Here is a 15,956-nt window from a genome sequence, read left to right on the forward strand (position 1 = left end):
GAGCCCAGCCGTGCCCGCCCCGCTCTGCGTCCTCAGACGTACTCCATGATCAGCACGGCGGCGGATCCCGGCTCCAGCGCGGTGTAGGCGTGCGCCTGGTCGCCGGGGAACCGGATGTAGTCGCCGTGCGCCAGTTCCACCTCGCCGCCCTGCGGCCCGGCACGCCAGCGCCCGGCGGTGACGATCAGGTGCTCGGTGGTGCCCCGGATGTGCGCGTGCGCCAGCCGGGGACTGCCGGGCTCGCCCGTGATGACGTGCAGGTCGCGGCGGGCACCGGGTGGACAGGCCGCGATCAGGGTGCCGCTGAACGGGGAGTGCTCCGACTGCAGCGCCAGGCCCTCGCCGGCGCGCAGCACCTGGACGGGCGCCGCAGGCGGGTCGACGAGCCGGCTGAACGGCACGTCGAGCACGACCGCGAGAGCCCAGAGCGTCTCGATGCTCGGATTCCCGGTGGCCGACTCGAGCTGCGACAGCGTCGACTTGGCGATACCGGCCCGGCGCGCCAGCTCGGCCAGGGAGATGCCGTGGCGCTCGCGCTCCTTGCGGATCGCGTCGGCGATGGTCTCCAGCGGTGCCGTTCGCTGCATCGGATCACCCGTTCGGGTTGACGAACGCTCGCCGAGCGTTCACTGTAGCGGTCATGCGTTCGATGCTGCGAACGATAGACCGTGACGATGTCCGCGACGCGCTGGCACTGGCCGCGGCGGTCGGCGTGGTGGGCGCGTCCTTCGGTGCACTCGCTGCGGCGGCGCACGTTCCCGTGCCGATCACCATCGGACTCTCGCTGTTCGTGTTCGCCGGCGGGTCCCAGTTCCTCGTGGTGGCCGTGGTCGCGGCGGGGGCGAGCCCGGTGGCGGCGGTGCTCGCCGGGCTGCTGCTCAACGCCCGGCACCTGCCGTTCGGGCTGGCGATGTCGGGGATCGTGGCCGACCGCTGGCCGTTGAAGCTGCTCGGCGCCCACATCATGATCGACGAGTCGGTGGCGTTCTCGAGGGCGCGGGGCACCGGGCGGCGGGCGCGGCACGCGTACTGGCTGGTCGGGGGGTTGCTGTTCGTTTTCTGGAACGTCGGCGCCGCGGTCGGGATGCTCGGGGGAGCGGCGGTGCCCGACCCCAACGCGTTCGGGGTGGACGCGGCGTTCCCCGCCGCGCTGCTCGCGCTGCTGCTGCCGGGACTGCGGGTGGCCGACGCGCGCCGCGTCGGGCTCACGGGCGCGGCCGTCGCGCTGGTGGCCACGCCGTTCCTGCCGCCAGGCCTGCCGGTGCTCGTGGCACTGCTCGGGCTGCTCGTCGCCGGGCGGGGGCGGCCGGCATGAACTGGCCCGCGGTCCTCGCGCTCGGCGGCGGCACCTACCTGATGCGGCTCGCCGGGCTGCTGCTGCGCGACCGGGTGCGTGTACCGGCCCGCGTCGAGCGGCTGGTGGATCTGGGTGCCACGGCGATGCTGCTCGCGCTCGTGGCCACGGTCGCGTTCACGGAGGCGGGCGGCTTCGCCGGTTGGGCCCGCCCGGCGGGGGTGGCGGCCGGGGCGCTGGCCGCGTGGTGCAAGGCGCCGTTCGTGCTGGTGGTGGTGCTCGCGGCGGGGACGGCGGCCGGGCTGCGCCTGGTCGGGGTCGAGTAGGAACGCGAGCGCCCACTGGCTCATGATCGAACCGGAACCAGCGGGCGTTCGGGCCGGAGTGGGACGTCGCGGCGGCCGGAAGAAAAGGGGTGCCTCACCGAGCCGGTCGGGCGCACCTGGGGCAGGCTCGGCACGTGCACTGCCTCGTGATCGGCGCCACCGGCTACATCGGCGCACTGCTCGTACCCCGCCTGCTCGCGGACGGGCACTCCGTCGCGTGCCTCGTCCGGGACGAGGCGAAGCTCGCCCGCCACGACTGGGCCGACCGCGTCGACGTCCATGTCGGGGATGTCGCCGACCCGGTGGCCGTCGGGGCCGCGTGCCGCGGGGCCGAGGCCCTGTTCTACCTGGTGCATTCCATGGACGGGCCCGGTTTCGAGGGACGGGACCGGCACGCCGCCGAGACCGTCGCGGCCGCGGCGCGGGACGCGGGGGTGGCCCGCATCGTCTACCTCGGCGGGCTGCAGCCGGCCGGTGTCGCGACATCGCCGCACCTGGCGTCGCGGCGCGAGGTGGGCGAGATCCTGCTGGCCTCCGGCGTGCCGACGGCGGTGCTGCAGGCGGGCATCGTGGTGGGGTCGGGCTCGGCGAGCTTCGAGATCATCCGCAGCCTGACCGAGGCGTCACCGGTGCTGCCGATGCCCGACCACGCGTGGAACCGCGTGCAGCCCATCGGCATCGACGACGTGCTGCACCACCTGGTGGCGGCCGCATCGCTCGCGCCGGAGGTGAGCGGCAGCTTCGACATCGGTGGTGCCGACGTCCTGACCTACCGCGAGCTGATGACCACCTACGCCGAGATCGCGGGCTTGCCCCGCCCGGTGACGGTGCCGGTGCCGGTCTCGATGCCCCGGCTCACCGCGCGGGTGGCCGCGGTGGTGACACCCGCCGACCGGCACCTGGTGGCGCCGCTGCTGGTGTCGATGGCCCATGACCTGGTCTGCCGCACGGCATCACCGACGGACCCGCCGCCGGGTGGCCCGACGTCCTACGCCGAGGCCGTCCGTCGGGCGGTGCGCGACGGCAGCGGCCGGGAGTTCGTGACCGAGCGCGTCGATGCCGTGCCCGCGCCCGTCTCCGCGCTCTGGGACGTGATCGCGGGCGTCGGCGGCGACACCGGCTGGTACAGCGTGCCGGGCCTGTTCGCGGCGCGGGACCGGTGGGCCGTCGCCGACGTCGAGCCCGGCCACGTCCTGCGCCTGCGGTCGGAGGTGGCGCTGCCCGGAGCCGCGACGCTCGAGCTGCGGGCCGAGCGGGTCGAGCTGCACACCAGCAGGCTGGTGCTGCGGGCGGCGTTCCGGCCGTGCGGCGCCGCCGGTCTGGTGTACGGGCGTGCGCACGCTCCGGCGCGGAAGTTCCTCCTCGCGGTGCTGGCCCGCACGATCGCCCGGGTGGCGGCTCGCTGACCGCGCCGGTAGCGAGCTCACGCACATCGTGAGGGGTCCACGCACACCGTCCACGGTGTGCGCGAGCCCCTGACGGTATGCGTGAACCTCAGGCCTGCACCGCCCCCGCCACCAGCTTCCGGGCGCTGGGCAGCAGCAGCGCCCCCGCCACCACTGCCACGATCACGGCCACCACCGCGATCGGGCCGGTGAACCCCGCGCTCCCACCGGCGAGCGACATCACCAGCGGCACGAAGAAGCCGAGGTAGGCGCAGGCGTAGAAGGTGCCGGTGAGCGCCCCGCGCGCCGTCGGGGAGGCGAGCTCGCCCACCAGCGTCAGTCCGGCGGCGAGGCACAGGCCGTATCCGACGCCGAGCAGCAGCGCCACCGGCAGCAGGATGATCGGGATGTCCACCGCGGCACCGAGCAGGCTCAGCCCCAGCCCGGCCGCGCCGATCGCGAGCCCCACCGGCCCGGCCGTCACCGCACCGAGGCGGTAGCCCAGCGGCTGGGCGAACACGCCGGTGATCAGCGTGACGCCGGCGGCGAACCCGGTGACGGCGACCGCGATGGTGGGCAGCGACGGGGTCAGCAGCAGTGGCAGCACCGTCACGGCCGTCGACGGGAACGTGAAGACGCCGATCGCGACCGGAACCACCACCAGCCCGAAGGCGCGCCGGGCCGCGCGCGGCACGCCGAGGTTCACCAGCGCCCCGGCCCGCCGGTCGGCCGGGGCGAGCGTCTCGGGCACCGGCGGCACGAGCGCGAGTCCGACGATCATCAACGCCACGTGCACGAGGTAGGGCGTGACGGTCGGTCCGGGCGCCCACTGCGCGAGGATCCCCGATACCAGCGGCCCGATCGCCCAACCGCCCCCGAGCGCGGCGGCGGTGAGCTTCGCCGCGCGCGGCGGGTCGTCCATCAGCTCCGCCAGCCAGGCGGTGCCCACGCTGAACACGACGCCCGACACCGCACCCTGCAGGAACCGGCACACGTAGAGCAGCAGCACCGACGACCCGGCGCCGAGGAACAGCAGCGACGTGACGATCGACAGCACGACGAACGGGAGCACCACCCGTCGTCGCCCGAACCGGTCCGAAGCGGGACCCGCCAGCAGCAGCGCCGGCACGAGCCCGGCGGCGTAGATGCCGAAGGCGCCGGTCAGCGCGCTCGGCGAGAGCCCCAGCTCGTTGCGGTAGACGAGCAGCAACGGCGTGGGCACGTTGGTGCCGAACGCCACCACGAAGATCGCGATCCACAGCCGCAGTGATGCGTTCACCGGCGCACGCTACCTCGCCGAACGGGTGACGAACCGCGTGATCGATGCGCGGAAATCCGTCGAGAACGTACCTGTGGTGATCATCAGGGCCCGATGATCACCGCAGCCGCGCTCTCGACGGTCAGGTGGGGGCGGTGTCGTAGCGGGAGAAGCCGCGGGTGAACGTGGCCGCACCGCTGGTCATCGCGCGCAGGTCCACCGCGTAGCGCACCAGCTCCGTGCACGGCACCTCCGCCCGGATCAGGGACCGGCCCGGCCCCGCCGCCTCCGTGCCCAGCACCCGCCCGCGCCGCCCGGACAGGTCGCCCAGGACCGTGCCGAGGTGCTCGTCGGGCACCCGGACGGCCACGTGGTCGAGCGGTTCGAGCAGCAGGGTGCCGCAGGCGGTGGCGGCCTCGCGCAGCGCGAGCGCGCCTGCCGTCTGGAACGCCGCGTCGGAGGAGTCGACGCTGTGTGCCTTGCCGTCGACGAGCGTGGCGCGCAGGTCGACGGCCGGGTGGCGCGCGTCGGACAGGCCCCGCTCCAGCTGCGCCCGGATGCCCTTCTCGACGCTCGGGATGAACTGGGTCGGCACCGATCCGCCCACCACCTTCGCGACGAACTCGAAGCCCGCGCCGCGCGGCAGCGGCTCGAACTCGACGTGGCACACCGCGTACTGGCCGTGGCCGCCGGACTGCTTGACGTGGCGGCCGGTGACCCGCGCCGGCGCGGCGATCGTCTCGCGCATCGGCACCCGCACCGGCTCGGTGTCGACCTCGGCCCCACCCGCGCGCAGCCGCGACAGCACGACGTCGGCGTGGGCCTCGCCCATGCACCACAGCACGGTCTGGTGGGTCTCCTGGTTGCGTTCCAGCTGCAGGGTCGGGTCGGCCGCGACGATCTTGGTGAGCGTCTTGCCCAGCGCGTCCTCGTCGCCGCGCGTGTGCGCCAGCACGGCGACGGGCAGCAGCGGCTCCGGCAGGTTCCAGCACGCCAGCAGCAGCGGGTCGGCCGCAGCGGAGACCGTGTCACCCGTCTCGGCGTGCCCCAGCTTGGTGAGCGCGCAGATGTCGCCCGCGACGCACTCGGTGACCTCACGCAGCGTGGCTCCCAGCGGGCTGTAGACGTGTGCCAGCCGCTCGTCCTCGTCGTGGCCGTTCTGGGCGGCGGTGCGCTGCGGCAGCACCGCCGGGTGGTGGCCGCTGACATGCACCGTGGAGTCCGGCCGCAGGGTGCCGGAGAAGACGCGCACCAGCGAGACGCGCCCGACGTAGGCATCGGCGGACGTGCGCACCACCTCGGCGGCGAGCGGACCGTCCGGGTCGGCGGTGAGCGGCGGGTGGGCCGCCCCGTCGACGCCGGTGACGCCGGGCAGCGGGTGCTCCAGCGGTGACGGGAAGCCGCCGACGAGCACTTCCAACAGGGCGTCGAGCCCGGTGCCGCTGCTCGCGCACACCGGGATGACCGGGTGGAACGACCCGCGGGCCACGGCCGTCTCGAGGTCGTCGATCAGGGTGGCGACCTCGAGCTCCTCGCCCTCGAGGTAGCGCTCCATGAGCGTCTCGTCCTCGGACTGCTCGATGATGCCCTCGATCAGCTCGCCGCGGGCGTCCTCGGCGCCGGCGGGGGCCTGCCCCGCAGGGGTCTGCGTCAGCAGGCCGTAGAGCCCGGTGAGGGTGGCGCCCTCGCGGATCGGCAGGTACAGCGGTGCGACGCCGGCGCCGAACGCCTCCTGGCAGGCGCCGACCGTGGTCTCGATGTCGGCGCGGGCGTGGTCGCAGCGCGCGACGACCACGGCGCGCGGCATGCCGACGGCGGCGCACTCCTCCCACTGCGCGACGGTGGCCGGGTCGATCCCGCCCTCGCGCCCCTCCGATGCGGTGACGACGAACAGCGCGGCATCCGCGGCCCGCAGCCCCGCCCGCAGCTCGCCGACGAAGTCGCCGTAGCCGGGGGTGTCGATGAGGTTGATCTTGGTGTCCTGGTGCAGCAGCGGCGCGACCGACAGCGCCACCGAGCGCTGCTGGCGGACCGCGGCCGGGTCGTGGTCGCACACGGTGGTGCCCTCGACCACCGCACCCGCTCGCGGGATCACGGCGGTGTGCGCGAGCAGCGCCTCCACCAGCGTGGTCTTCCCCGCACCCGAGGGCCCGACGAGGACCACGTTGCGCACCCGGGCCGGGTCGCTGATGGTGGGAACCCCGTTGCGGCTCCCGCTGCGCTGCCCGCTCTCTGCTCTGACGGCCATGGCGACCACCTCCGCGGCACTGCGTTCGACGGCACTCGTGTGTGCCATCTCACACCCGTCACGGGATGGTCACAACCCCGTCGGGAGGCCGGTGCCGGTCAGGTGGTGAGCAGGCGGTGGGGGTGCTGTGCCGAACGGCCCTGGAAGGACAGGATGGCGGGATTCTGGATGACCCCGTCGCGGATCTCGATGGCCCGCCGGATGGTGGTGTCGGCGTCCCACGCGGCCGGACCTCCCATGACGGTGCGGAGGAAGGGCAGCAACGCCTCGCTGATGTCCCAGGTGGCGGAGTTCCACAGGTGCGACGGGCTGTGGTCGACGGCGTAGTAGATCACGTTGTCGCCGACCGCGAAGGTGGGTTCGGTGAAGGTGGTGGGGCGGGCCCAGCTGAAGCCCATCCCCTCGTCGCAGGAGACGTCGATGACCAGCGTGCCCGGTGCCGCACCGGCGAGGTCGTCCTCGGTCATGAACGTGAGCGGGGCGTCGGTGTTCTGGAGCACGCAGTTGACGATGATGTCGTGCTCGGTGAGGAACCCGGCGAGGGGCACCTTGCCGTCCGGCGTGACGGCGTGGCTGGCCTGGGTGGAGGTGTCGTCGCCGTCGAAGTGGAGGATCCGCGCGGAATGGATCGGTGAGGCCACCGCCGCGGTGTGGCGGTTGGTGAGGACGTCGACGTCGCTCACGCCGAGCGCGTTGAGCGCGGTGACCGCACCACGCGCCGTCGCGCCGAAGCCGATGATCACGGCGCGCAGCCTGCGCCCGTAGTCGCCGGTGGATCCCGCGAGCTGCAGGGCGTGGAGCACCGAGCAGTAGCCGGCGATCTCGTTGTTCTTGTGGAAGACGTGCAGGTTGAAGGAGTCGTCGCTGTTCCAGTGGTTCATCGCCTCGAAGGCGATGAGCGTGAGCTCCTGGTCGATGGCCACCTGCGTGAGCGCCTCGTCCTGCACGCAGTGGGGCCAGCCCCAGCCGACCTGCCCGGCGCGCAGCTCGGCGATGTCGCTCAGCAGCGGCTTGGGCTGGAGGATGACGTCGCACTCCGCGAGGAGCTGCTCGCGGGTGCGGAACCCGCCGACCGTGCCCTTGAGCTGATCCTCGGACACGCCGAACCCGTCGCCGTAGCCGTGCTCGAGGAAGATGTTCTCCCTGAGGTCGTCAGGGATCCGACCGAGGTGGCGGGGGTGCAGCGGAAGGCGGCGCTCGTTCTCCTTGCGCGACCGGGCCATGATGGCGAGGCTCAGCCGGCTCATGCGGGTACCTGCGAAATGGCCACTCGTGCTCCGTCCGGTTGTGATGACGCCGCCGGGGTCCAGGGGAGGCACGACCCCGCCACCCTATGCCCCTGCCCGCGCGCATTCCTACGCGGTGAGCCGCTCCCGCAGGCGGCGCACGCCGTCGGCGGTGTAGCGCTTGACCGCGCCGTCGGACAGGTGCATCACCTCGGCGGCCTCGGCCACGCTCAGCTGCCACTGCAACCGCATGATGACGGCCTCCCGCTCGCGCGGGGCCAGCTCGGCCAGCGCCGCGCGGACCGCCATCGCGTCGACGACCTGACCCGACAGATCCGACCGGAACCCGATGCCCGCCTCCAGGTCGGCGGGGTCGGAGCTGTTGCGCCGCGCCGGGATGACGTCGCGCAGCTCGCGGTTGATCTCGTTGCACACCGTGGTGAAGACGTACGCGTCGATGTTGCTGATCTCGGGGCGGTTCTCCTGGTAGCGCCGCAGGATCTTCTCGAACGCGCGCTGCACGACGTCCTCGGCGCGGCCGTGGTCGCCGACCTTGCGCGCGGCGTGGCGGATCAGCGACGGCAACCGCTCGCGGTAGGCCTGCGCGAGCCGCTGGTCGAACTCCGCTGCCTGCGTGCGCGAGACCCGCCGGACCCCGGCCCGCCCGCGCGGCACGAGGCCGACGATCGTGCCGTCGCCGTTGTCGGCGAAGCCGCGCAGCAGCGCGCCGATGCCGCCGAAATCTGCGCCGAAATCTGGGCCGAGGTCCGGGCCGAAGCTCTCGCCGGAATCCTCGCCGACGTCGATGCCGAGTGCATCGGTCATGTGGTCCCCCCCGGGTGCTCGCCAGTGATTATGCGGGTCGGCACCGACAACCTGCGCGCCCGGCGTGATCCTGTTATCGCATCGGAGCACCCGCGGTGTCGTCCGGGGAAGTACGCAGGTCGGGCGCATCCTCTGCGGCGGGCGTCCCGGAAGTGCTGGTTACGCTGCGCCGGTGGTGATCTCGGGGGTGATCGCGGCAGGAGCCGTCGCGCGGGTGTGGACCGTGGACGGTGAGGTCATCGGCGGCGGGTTCCTCGTCGGGCCCGATCTGGTGGCCACCTGCGCCCACGTCGTGGCCGACGCGCTCGGCGGCGACGCCTACGCCGAGCAGGCCCCGACGGCTCCGGTTCGGCTGGACTTCCCGCTGGCAGGCGCGCCGTCCGTGCGCGCGACGGTGGAGCGGTGGGTCCCGATCCGCGACGACGGCACGGGCGACATCGCCCTGCTGCGCCTCACCGACCCGGCACCGGCGCAGGTGCGGATGCCGCCGCTGCGGCGCATCGAGCGGCTCTGGGGCCACTCCTTCCACGTCTTCGGCTTCCCCGAGGACGCCTGGGACGGGGTCTGGACCACCGGCGCCATCCGCGGTAAGCAGGGCACCGGCTGGTACCAGCTGCAGGGCAACCCCGGGGACCAGACCATCGAGGGCGGGTTCAGCGGCGCGCCCGTCTGGGACGACGAGAGCGGCGCGGTGGTGGGGATGACCGTCGCGGCCGACCGCGGCGCCACCACGACCGCCTACCTGGTGCCGATCGAGGCCGTGCTCGGCCTCGATCCGGAGCTGCTGCCCAACCCCTATCGCGGCCTCGCCCCGTTCGGCGAGGAGCACGCGGCGATGTTCTTCGGCCGCGAACCCGACACCGCACGACTCGTCGACGCGGTCGGGCGGCTGCCGGTGGTCGCCGTGGCGGGGTCCTCGGGCGCCGGGAAGTCGTCGCTGGTCCGGGCCGGGCTGATCCCGCGGCTGCGGGCGCGCGACATCGCGGTCGTCGAGCTCACCCCCGGTGCCGACGTCGAGCTGCCGGAACCGGGCGACGCCACCGTGGAGCGGGTGCTCGTCCTCGACCAGTTCGAGGAGCTCGCCGCCGTCGAGCCGCTCGCCGCCCGCGGCCTGCTGGAGCGCGTCGTGGCGCTCACCGCTGCCGATCCGACGGTGCGGGCCGTGTTGACGGTGCGCTGGGCCGCGCTCGACCAGCTGCTCACACCCGAGCTGGCCGCGGTCATCGAGGCCGGCACGGTGTTCGTGGCGTCGCTGGACCGCAGCCGGCTCCGCGAGGCGATCGTCGGGCCTGCCGACCGGGCACCGGGGCTGGCGTTCGAGGAGGGGCTCGTCGACCGGATCCTCGACGACGCCGGTGCCGAACCCGGGCAGCTGCCGCTGGTCGAGTCGCTGCTCACCGACCTGTGGGACCGCCGCGAGGGCGGTCACCTGACGCTGCGCGGCTACCTCGACGCCGGCGGCGTCGCGGGTGCGGTCGCCCAGCACGCCGAGCGCGTCACCACGGCGATCGCCGGTGCGACCCTCGACCCGGTGGCCGCCGGGTCGGCCACGTTCCCCGCGAGCACCGATGACGCCCTGCGCAGGATGTTCACCCTGCTGGCGCGCCCGGATCGCGACGGCCGGTTCGTCCGTCGCCGGATCCGGCTCGTCGACCTGGCGGCCGAGCAGCAGGCCCTGGTCCCGCGCCTCGCCGAGGGGCGGCTGCTCGTCGTGGGCAGCGGCGGGGACGGGGACACCGTCGAGCTCGCCCACCAGGCGCTGATCGAGCACTGGCCCCGGCTGCAGGATTGGCTCACGGCCGATCGCGACTTCCTGGCCTGGCGCGAACAGCTCGACGCGCAGCGCGAACGCTGGGACGCCGCAGGCCGCGACGACGGGGCGCTGCTGCGCGGCACCCTGCTGGCGGCGGCGGGGGAGTGGCTGCCGGATCGCGCCGGCGATGTCGCCCCTGCCGACCGGGAGTACCTGCGCCGCAGCACCCAGCGCCAACGCCGCGACGTGCGCCGGTGGCGGATCGTCACGGCCGTGCTGGCGGTGCTCGTCCTCGCGGCGGGCACGCTCGCGGTCGTGGCGGTGCAGCGCAGCACCGCGCTGGCCACGCAGCTCGCCGCGGCCAACGCCGACACCCTGGGCCGGGAGTCGATCGCCCGCTCGCCGGCCGACGCCGTGGTCGGGGCGCAGCTCGCCCTCGCCGCGTGGAGGTCCGATCCGCGCAGCGGGCAGGCCCGCACCGCGATGGCGCACGCGGCACTGACGATGCAGTCGGTGGATGCCGTGTTCCCCGAGGTCACGAGCAACCCGAACGTCGACATGCTGGTGGCGGGTGACGTGCTGCTGGTCACGCGGCCCGACGGGGTCACCCTGTACGTCGGGGTCACCGGCCCGGCGCCGCGCCGAGCCGAGCTCGCCGGCGTCGCTCCCTACCGGACGGCGCTGAGCCCCGACGGGCACCTGCTCGCCGACGTCACGGCCACCGGCGACGTGCGCATCCACGACACCGCCGCAGGCGGACCGCCCCGCGTGCTGGCGACGTCGCCCGCCGCCGTCGGCGCGCCACGGTTCAGCAGCGACGGCGGCCGCCTCGTCTGGTTCGAGCGCCACGCGCCCGACGGGTACGACGTCAGGATCGTGGACACGGCCACCGGAGCATCGGTGCCGCACCGGCTGGGAGTGCTGCCCGCCACCGCCGTCGGCGTCGCGCTCACCCTGGACCCGCGGCAGGTGCTGGTGCGTACCGGCGCTGCCGACCGGCCCGACAGCAGGCTCGCGATCCGGTCCCTCGACGACGGCACCGAGGTCGCGGCGCTGCCACCGGGCGCGGCGATCGGCCGCACCGGGGCCGCGGTGCTGACCTGCGAACCCGGTGACGCGAACGACCCCGACTCCCGCCCGACGATCGTGGTCACGGCGACCGGGAACCCGCCGGCCGCCCCGCCGCGGCGGATCCGCTCCCTGGCGGCCACCTCGTGCCGGCCCGAGCTCAGCGGGGGCGCCGACACGCTCGTCGAGAGGATCACCGGCCAGGTCGGGGCCGACCAGTCGCTGCTACGCCTGACGGATCTCGGCACCGGCGCGGTCACACAGGTCGCCGGACCGCCGCTGCTGCCGGCGGACTACGCACCAGGGTTCTCGGTGCTCGCCGCGCTCGGGGTCGCCACCGCGCCGGACGGGCGTGCCGTACCGCTGCTGGCACACGGTCGCGGCGTGCTGCGGCTGCGCGCGGTGCCCGCCCCGCCGTCCGTCGCGAAGGGGAGCGGGACCACCCCGATCCGCTACCTCGCCCACGGCGGAGGCGCCGTCGTGCGGTCCACCGTCGACGGGTTCGCGGTGGAGGACCCGGCCACCGGGGCACAGGTCGCGGCCCGGTCGATCCCGCGCACGAGCGACGCATCGTGGCTGATCGCGGACGCGCTGTGGGTGATCGACCGGCAGGCCGGCACGTGGCGGCTCGACCGGTACGGCCTCCCCGGGCTGGAGCGCGAGTCCAGCGTCGCGCTCCCCACCGCCGCCGACCCCGGTGATCATGATGCCGACGTGGACGTCCCACCCGACGTCGGCGGCGCGCCCGCTCCGCTGATCGTCTTCACCGATGGCATGCTCAGCGCCTTCGACCAGGTCACCGGCGTGGCACTGGGCAGCCCCATCATGCTGGGCGACACCCCGGCCGAGCGGGCATCGCAGCGGCGGTCCGCCGTCGTGTGGGCGCGGCCGGGAAAGCCGGGACAGGCGCTCACGCAGACCATGAAGGGCGGCCTGCAGCTCTGGGACATCCCGGCGGGCAGGTCGCTGGGCGTGATCCCGGTGGCGGCGGCGGCCTCCAAGGGGGTCGCCTTCGACAGCACCGGTGGCCGGGTCGCGGTGCTGGTGGGCCGGGACAACCCGGCGGTCGAGCTGTGGGATCTCGCCACCTTCACCCGCGCCCGCCCGCCGGTCCCCGCGCCGAAGGCGCAGGAGCTGCTCGGCTTCGACCCCGAGGGCTACCTCGCCACGGCGTCCTCGCTGCTGGACGCCCGGATCACGTTCCTGGACATGACCGCGGGTGCGGCGAGCGGCACGATGCTGCCCAACGCCACCGTCGCCGGCACCGACGCGCAGGGCGCGATGGGACTGGTGCAGGGCTACGCCGGGGTGCAGCCGTACGCGGTTCCCCTGACCGCGAGCGGCTGGCGCGACCGGCTCTGCGCCGCGGCCGACCGGCCGTTCACCGCGGGCGAGCTGGCGATCCTGCCCGCGGGCACGAGCACCGACCCACCCTGTAGCTGACGGAGACGTCGAACGGCACGAGCAGCGCCCGGTCGAACTCGTCGAGTACCGGGGCCCGTGCTGCCTGGCGCAGCACCGGTTGCTCAGCCATCGGCCCATCCTGCGGCGGTCGCCCCGCGGGTGCGGTCGGCGTGCGTGCGGGTCACGGGACCTGCAGCCCGCCGAACGCCTGTGCCTTGGTGCGGGTGGCGAGCGCCTCGTCGGCGCCCTTCTCGAAGGCGAGGATGTTGACGACGTACCGCGACGTGGCGACCGCGCGGACCCACAGGATCCCGGTGCCGACCGGCGACGTCGCGGGCGTGGTGATGCGCGCATCCTGACCGTCGTGGCCGTCGACCCGGACGTTCTCCAGGTTCACCAGCGTGCCCCCGGTCTGCGCGAGCACCGCCTGCACGGCGGCGGCGGCCGAGCCCTGCGAGCCTGCCGGTATCGGCGTGATCGTGGTGACCACGTTGCCGCCCGTCGTGGTGGCGCCGCGGTACTGGGTCCCGCTCGAGACGGTGTAGCGCTTCGCGGTGTCGGGGAGCTGCATCGTCACGCCGCTGTCCGGGTCGGTGAGCCGGGTCCAGTGCGCGGCCACCGGGTCCACGGTGGCGGGCAGGCCGGGCGAGCCGCTGCCCGGTACCGCGATCGGGGTGGCGGTCGGGGTGGCAGCGGTGGTAGGGCCGGCGATGCCCGTGACCCCCGTGGCGCACCCGGCGAGCACGGCCGTGAGCAGGGCGCCCGCGACGATCAGCGCCGTGCGGAGGGGAGCGGATCGAGACATCGGGGCCTCCGGGGTTGCGGTGGTGGTGATGAACACCGGGGACGAGTCCTGGACGGCGTCGGGGGTTGGGGGGTGCGGACCATGTCACACCCAGGGTCACACCGGGGGCCCGCGGCCGGTGCGGTGGGCGCGTCCCGGACCGGCCGCACGGAACCATGTGGCGGCGGGGACGTGGCACCAGCGGCCCGCGAACAAAATGGACGTGACGCGGATCGGTGCCGCGGCGCCGGTAGGGTTCGTTCGTGCCAGTACCCGGTCCCGGATATGCCATCACCGCGCGGGTCGAGGTTCCCGCCTCCGCCAGCGCCGCCGGTGAGCTCACGATGGCCGTCGGTCGTGTCGGCGGTGTCGTCACGGCGTTCGACGTCGTCGAGGCCCACACGGCCACGCTCGTCGTCGACATCAGCTGCAACGCCCTCAACGAGGCGCACGCCAGCGAGATCACCGCGGCGCTCGAGTCCTTGCCAGGGGTGACGGTCCGCAAGGTCTCCGACCGCACGTTCCTGCTGCACCTGGGCGGCAAGATCGAGGTCACGTCGAAGGTCAGCCTCCGCAACCGCGACGACCTCTCGCGCGCCTACACGCCGGGCGTCGCCCGCGTCTGCCAGGCCATCGCGGCCAACCCCGAGGACGCCCGGCGGCTGACGATCAAGCGCAACACCGTGGCCGTCGTCACCGACGGGTCGGCCGTGCTCGGTCTGGGCAACCTCGGCGCCGCCGCGGCGATGCCGGTGATGGAGGGCAAGGCCGCGTTGTTCAAGCGGTTCGCCAACGTCGACGCGTGGCCGGTCTGCCTCGACACGCAGGACACCGAGGAGATCATCCGCACGGTCCAGATCCTGGCGCCGGGCTACGGCGGCATCAACCTCGAGGACATCGCGGCACCGCGCTGCTTCGAGATCGAGGCGCGGCTGCGCGAGATGCTCGACATCCCGGTGTTCCACGACGACCAGCACGGTACGGCCGTCGTCGTGCTCGGGGCGCTGCGCAACGCGCTGCGGGTCGTCGGCAAGGACATGTCGGACTGTCGCATCGTCGTGTGCGGGGTGGGCGCGGCCGGGTCGGCGATCATCCGGCTGCTGCGCTCGGGCAAACCGGGCGACGTGCTGGCCGTCGACATCGACGGGATCGTGCACAAGGCCCGTCCGGGGCTCGACGCGAACCTCACGTGGATCGCCGACCACACCAACACCGACGGCGTCGCGGGCACGCTCGCCGACGCTCTCGTCGGGGCCGACGTGTTCATCGGCGTCTCGGCGCCCAACCTGTTCGGAGCCGACGAGCTGGCCACCATGGCGTCGGACTCCATCGTGTTCGCGCTGGCCAACCCGGACCCCGAGGTCGACCCGGCCGTCGCGGCCCAGCACGCCGCCGTCGTGGCCACCGGGCGCTCCGACTACCCGAACCAGATCAACAACGTGCTGGCGTTCCCGGGTGTGTTCCGCGGGCTGCTCGACGCGCAGGCCCGCGACATCACCGACGAGATGCTGCTCGCCGCGGCGGCCGCCATCGCCGACGTGGTGCCGGAGCCGAACGCGTCGTTCATCGTGCCGAGCGTCTTCGACAACGCCGTCGCCCCGGCGGTGGCCGAGGCCGTGCGCTCGGCGGCGGCGCGTTCCAAGGCCGCCGCCGCCGTGGGAGCCGCCACCGTGGGTGCCGCCACAGCGGTGTGACCCGCGTCGCCGTCTACGCTGGTCAGGTGGTTCCCGTGATCGGTGTGCTGGCCCTGCAGGGTGACGTCCGCGAGCACCTCGCCGCGCTGTCGGCGTGTGGTGCCCGCGGAGTGGCGGTGCGCCGGGTCTCGGAGCTCGACACCGTCGACGGCCTGGTGCTGCCCGGCGGGGAGTCCACCACGATGAGCCGGCTGCTGGAGACGTTCGAGCTGCTGGAACCGGTGCGCGAGCGCATCGCGGGCGGCATGCCCGCCTACGGCTCGTGCGCGGGCATGATCCTGCTGGCCCGCCAGGTGCTCGACGGCCGTCCCGACCAGCGCCAGCTCGGCGGGCTCGACGTGGTGGTGCGCCGCAACGCGTTCGGCCGCCAGGTCGACTCGTTCGAGACCGACCTGGCGATCACCGGGATCACCGGCGAGCCGGTGCGCGCGGTGTTCATCCGCGCCCCCTGGGTGGAGGAGACCGGCCCGCAGGTCGAGGTGCTCGCGCGCGCCGCCGGCCACCCCGTCGCGGTGCGGCAGGGCCCGGTGCTGGCCACCTCGTTCCACCCGGAGCTCACCGGCGACGGCCGCGTCCACGCGCTGTTCTGCGACATGGTGCGCAGCCCCGCCGCAGCCGCCTGAGAGGGTGTTGTCGAACCCGGTGGTGTGACGGCGTGGCAGCTTTGGTAGCTGCAGGTGGTCGTTGATCA

Annotated in this window: 12 protein-coding genes; 6 read left to right on the forward strand and 6 right to left on the reverse strand. The window is 74.0% G+C overall.

Features of this window, described 5'->3' with window-relative positions; translation table 11 throughout:
• Positions 1 to 32 precede the first annotated feature (32 nt).
• Positions 33 to 587 (reverse strand): helix-turn-helix domain-containing protein, encoded by a 555-nt coding sequence (locus ACFPFQ_RS13980; RefSeq protein ID WP_379618649.1) that lies wholly within the window; start codon positions 585 to 587, stop codon positions 33 to 35.
• 62 nt (positions 588 to 649) lie between these two features.
• Between ACFPFQ_RS13980 and ACFPFQ_RS13985 the strand changes: the two genes are divergently transcribed.
• The 3 genes from ACFPFQ_RS13985 to ACFPFQ_RS13995 all read left to right on the forward strand — a co-directional run bounded on the left by ACFPFQ_RS13985 (position 650) and on the right by ACFPFQ_RS13995 (position 3,026).
• Positions 650 to 1,315 (forward strand): AzlC family ABC transporter permease, encoded by a 666-nt coding sequence (locus ACFPFQ_RS13985; protein WP_379618651.1) that lies wholly within the window; start codon positions 650 to 652, stop codon positions 1,313 to 1,315.
• Positions 1,312 to 1,620 (forward strand): AzlD domain-containing protein, encoded by a 309-nt coding sequence (locus ACFPFQ_RS13990; RefSeq protein ID WP_379618653.1) that lies wholly within the window; start codon positions 1,312 to 1,314, stop codon positions 1,618 to 1,620. Before ACFPFQ_RS13985 ends, ACFPFQ_RS13990 begins: the two co-directional genes overlap by 4 nt.
• A gap of 134 nt (positions 1,621 to 1,754) precedes the next feature.
• Positions 1,755 to 3,026 carry an NAD(P)H-binding protein gene (locus tag ACFPFQ_RS13995; RefSeq protein ID WP_379618655.1) on the forward strand — a complete coding sequence of 424 codons (1,272 nt, stop codon included), beginning with the start codon at positions 1,755 to 1,757 and terminating at the stop codon, positions 3,024 to 3,026.
• A gap of 88 nt (positions 3,027 to 3,114) precedes the next feature.
• Here ACFPFQ_RS13995 and ACFPFQ_RS14000 read toward each other — a convergent pair whose 3' ends face one another.
• The 4 genes from ACFPFQ_RS14000 to ACFPFQ_RS14015 form a co-directional block, all read right to left on the reverse strand.
• Positions 3,115 to 4,284: an MFS transporter gene (locus tag ACFPFQ_RS14000; protein ID WP_379618657.1), complete on the reverse strand. Its 1,170-nt coding sequence runs from the start codon at positions 4,282 to 4,284 to the stop codon at positions 3,115 to 3,117.
• A gap of 121 nt (positions 4,285 to 4,405) precedes the next feature.
• Positions 4,406 to 6,511 carry an elongation factor G-like protein EF-G2 gene (locus ACFPFQ_RS14005; RefSeq protein WP_379618659.1) on the reverse strand — a complete coding sequence of 702 codons (2,106 nt, stop codon included), beginning with the start codon at positions 6,509 to 6,511 and terminating at the stop codon, positions 4,406 to 4,408.
• 98 nt (positions 6,512 to 6,609) lie between these two features.
• Positions 6,610 to 7,758, reverse strand: coding sequence for a N(5)-(carboxyethyl)ornithine synthase (locus ACFPFQ_RS14010; RefSeq protein WP_379618661.1), 1,149 nt, complete (start codon positions 7,756 to 7,758; stop codon positions 6,610 to 6,612).
• A gap of 108 nt (positions 7,759 to 7,866) precedes the next feature.
• Positions 7,867 to 8,562 (reverse strand): RNA polymerase sigma factor, encoded by a 696-nt coding sequence (locus tag ACFPFQ_RS14015; protein WP_379618663.1) that lies wholly within the window; start codon positions 8,560 to 8,562, stop codon positions 7,867 to 7,869.
• 172 nt (positions 8,563 to 8,734) lie between these two features.
• Here ACFPFQ_RS14015 and ACFPFQ_RS14020 point away from each other — a divergent pair, with 172 nt between their 5' ends.
• Positions 8,735 to 12,826, forward strand: coding sequence for a trypsin-like peptidase domain-containing protein (locus ACFPFQ_RS14020; protein WP_379618665.1), 4,092 nt, complete (start codon positions 8,735 to 8,737; stop codon positions 12,824 to 12,826).
• 142 nt (positions 12,827 to 12,968) lie between these two features.
• Here the strand turns inward: ACFPFQ_RS14020 and ACFPFQ_RS14025 are convergent, their stop codons facing one another.
• A complete protein-coding gene (locus ACFPFQ_RS14025; RefSeq protein ID WP_379618667.1) occupies positions 12,969 to 13,592 on the reverse strand; it encodes a hypothetical protein in 624 nt (207 codons plus the stop codon).
• A gap of 242 nt (positions 13,593 to 13,834) precedes the next feature.
• Between ACFPFQ_RS14025 and ACFPFQ_RS14030 the strand changes: the two genes are divergently transcribed.
• A complete protein-coding gene (locus tag ACFPFQ_RS14030) occupies positions 13,835 to 15,265 on the forward strand; it encodes an NAD-dependent malic enzyme (protein WP_379618669.1) in 1,431 nt (476 codons plus the stop codon).
• Positions 15,266 to 15,291: 26 nt separating this feature from the next.
• Positions 15,292 to 15,888: a pyridoxal 5'-phosphate synthase glutaminase subunit PdxT gene (gene pdxT / locus ACFPFQ_RS14035; RefSeq protein WP_379618671.1), complete on the forward strand. Its 597-nt coding sequence runs from the start codon at positions 15,292 to 15,294 to the stop codon at positions 15,886 to 15,888.
• Positions 15,889 to 15,956 lie beyond the last annotated feature (68 nt).

It is taken from the genome of Pseudonocardia sp. GCM10023141 (genome assembly GCF_042653605.1).

Excerpts from the sequence above, each read along its gene's own strand:
- ACFPFQ_RS13980 (WP_379618649.1), bottom strand. The coding sequence starts at position 587 with ATGCAGCGAACGGCACCGCTGGAGACCATCGCCGACGCGATCCGCAAG.
- ACFPFQ_RS13985 (WP_379618651.1), top strand. The coding sequence starts at position 650 with ATGCTGCGAACGATAGACCGTGACGATGTCCGCGACGCGCTGGCACTG.
- ACFPFQ_RS13990 (WP_379618653.1), top strand. The coding sequence starts at position 1,312 with ATGAACTGGCCCGCGGTCCTCGCGCTCGGCGGCGGCACCTACCTGATG.
- ACFPFQ_RS14005 (WP_379618659.1), bottom strand. The coding sequence starts at position 6,511 with ATGGCCGTCAGAGCAGAGAGCGGGCAGCGCAGCGGGAGCCGCAACGGG.
- ACFPFQ_RS14010 (WP_379618661.1), bottom strand. The coding sequence starts at position 7,758 with ATGAGCCGGCTGAGCCTCGCCATCATGGCCCGGTCGCGCAAGGAGAAC.
- ACFPFQ_RS14015 (WP_379618663.1), bottom strand. The coding sequence starts at position 8,562 with ATGACCGATGCACTCGGCATCGACGTCGGCGAGGATTCCGGCGAGAGC.
- ACFPFQ_RS14025 (WP_379618667.1), bottom strand. The coding sequence starts at position 13,592 with ATGTCTCGATCCGCTCCCCTCCGCACGGCGCTGATCGTCGCGGGCGCC.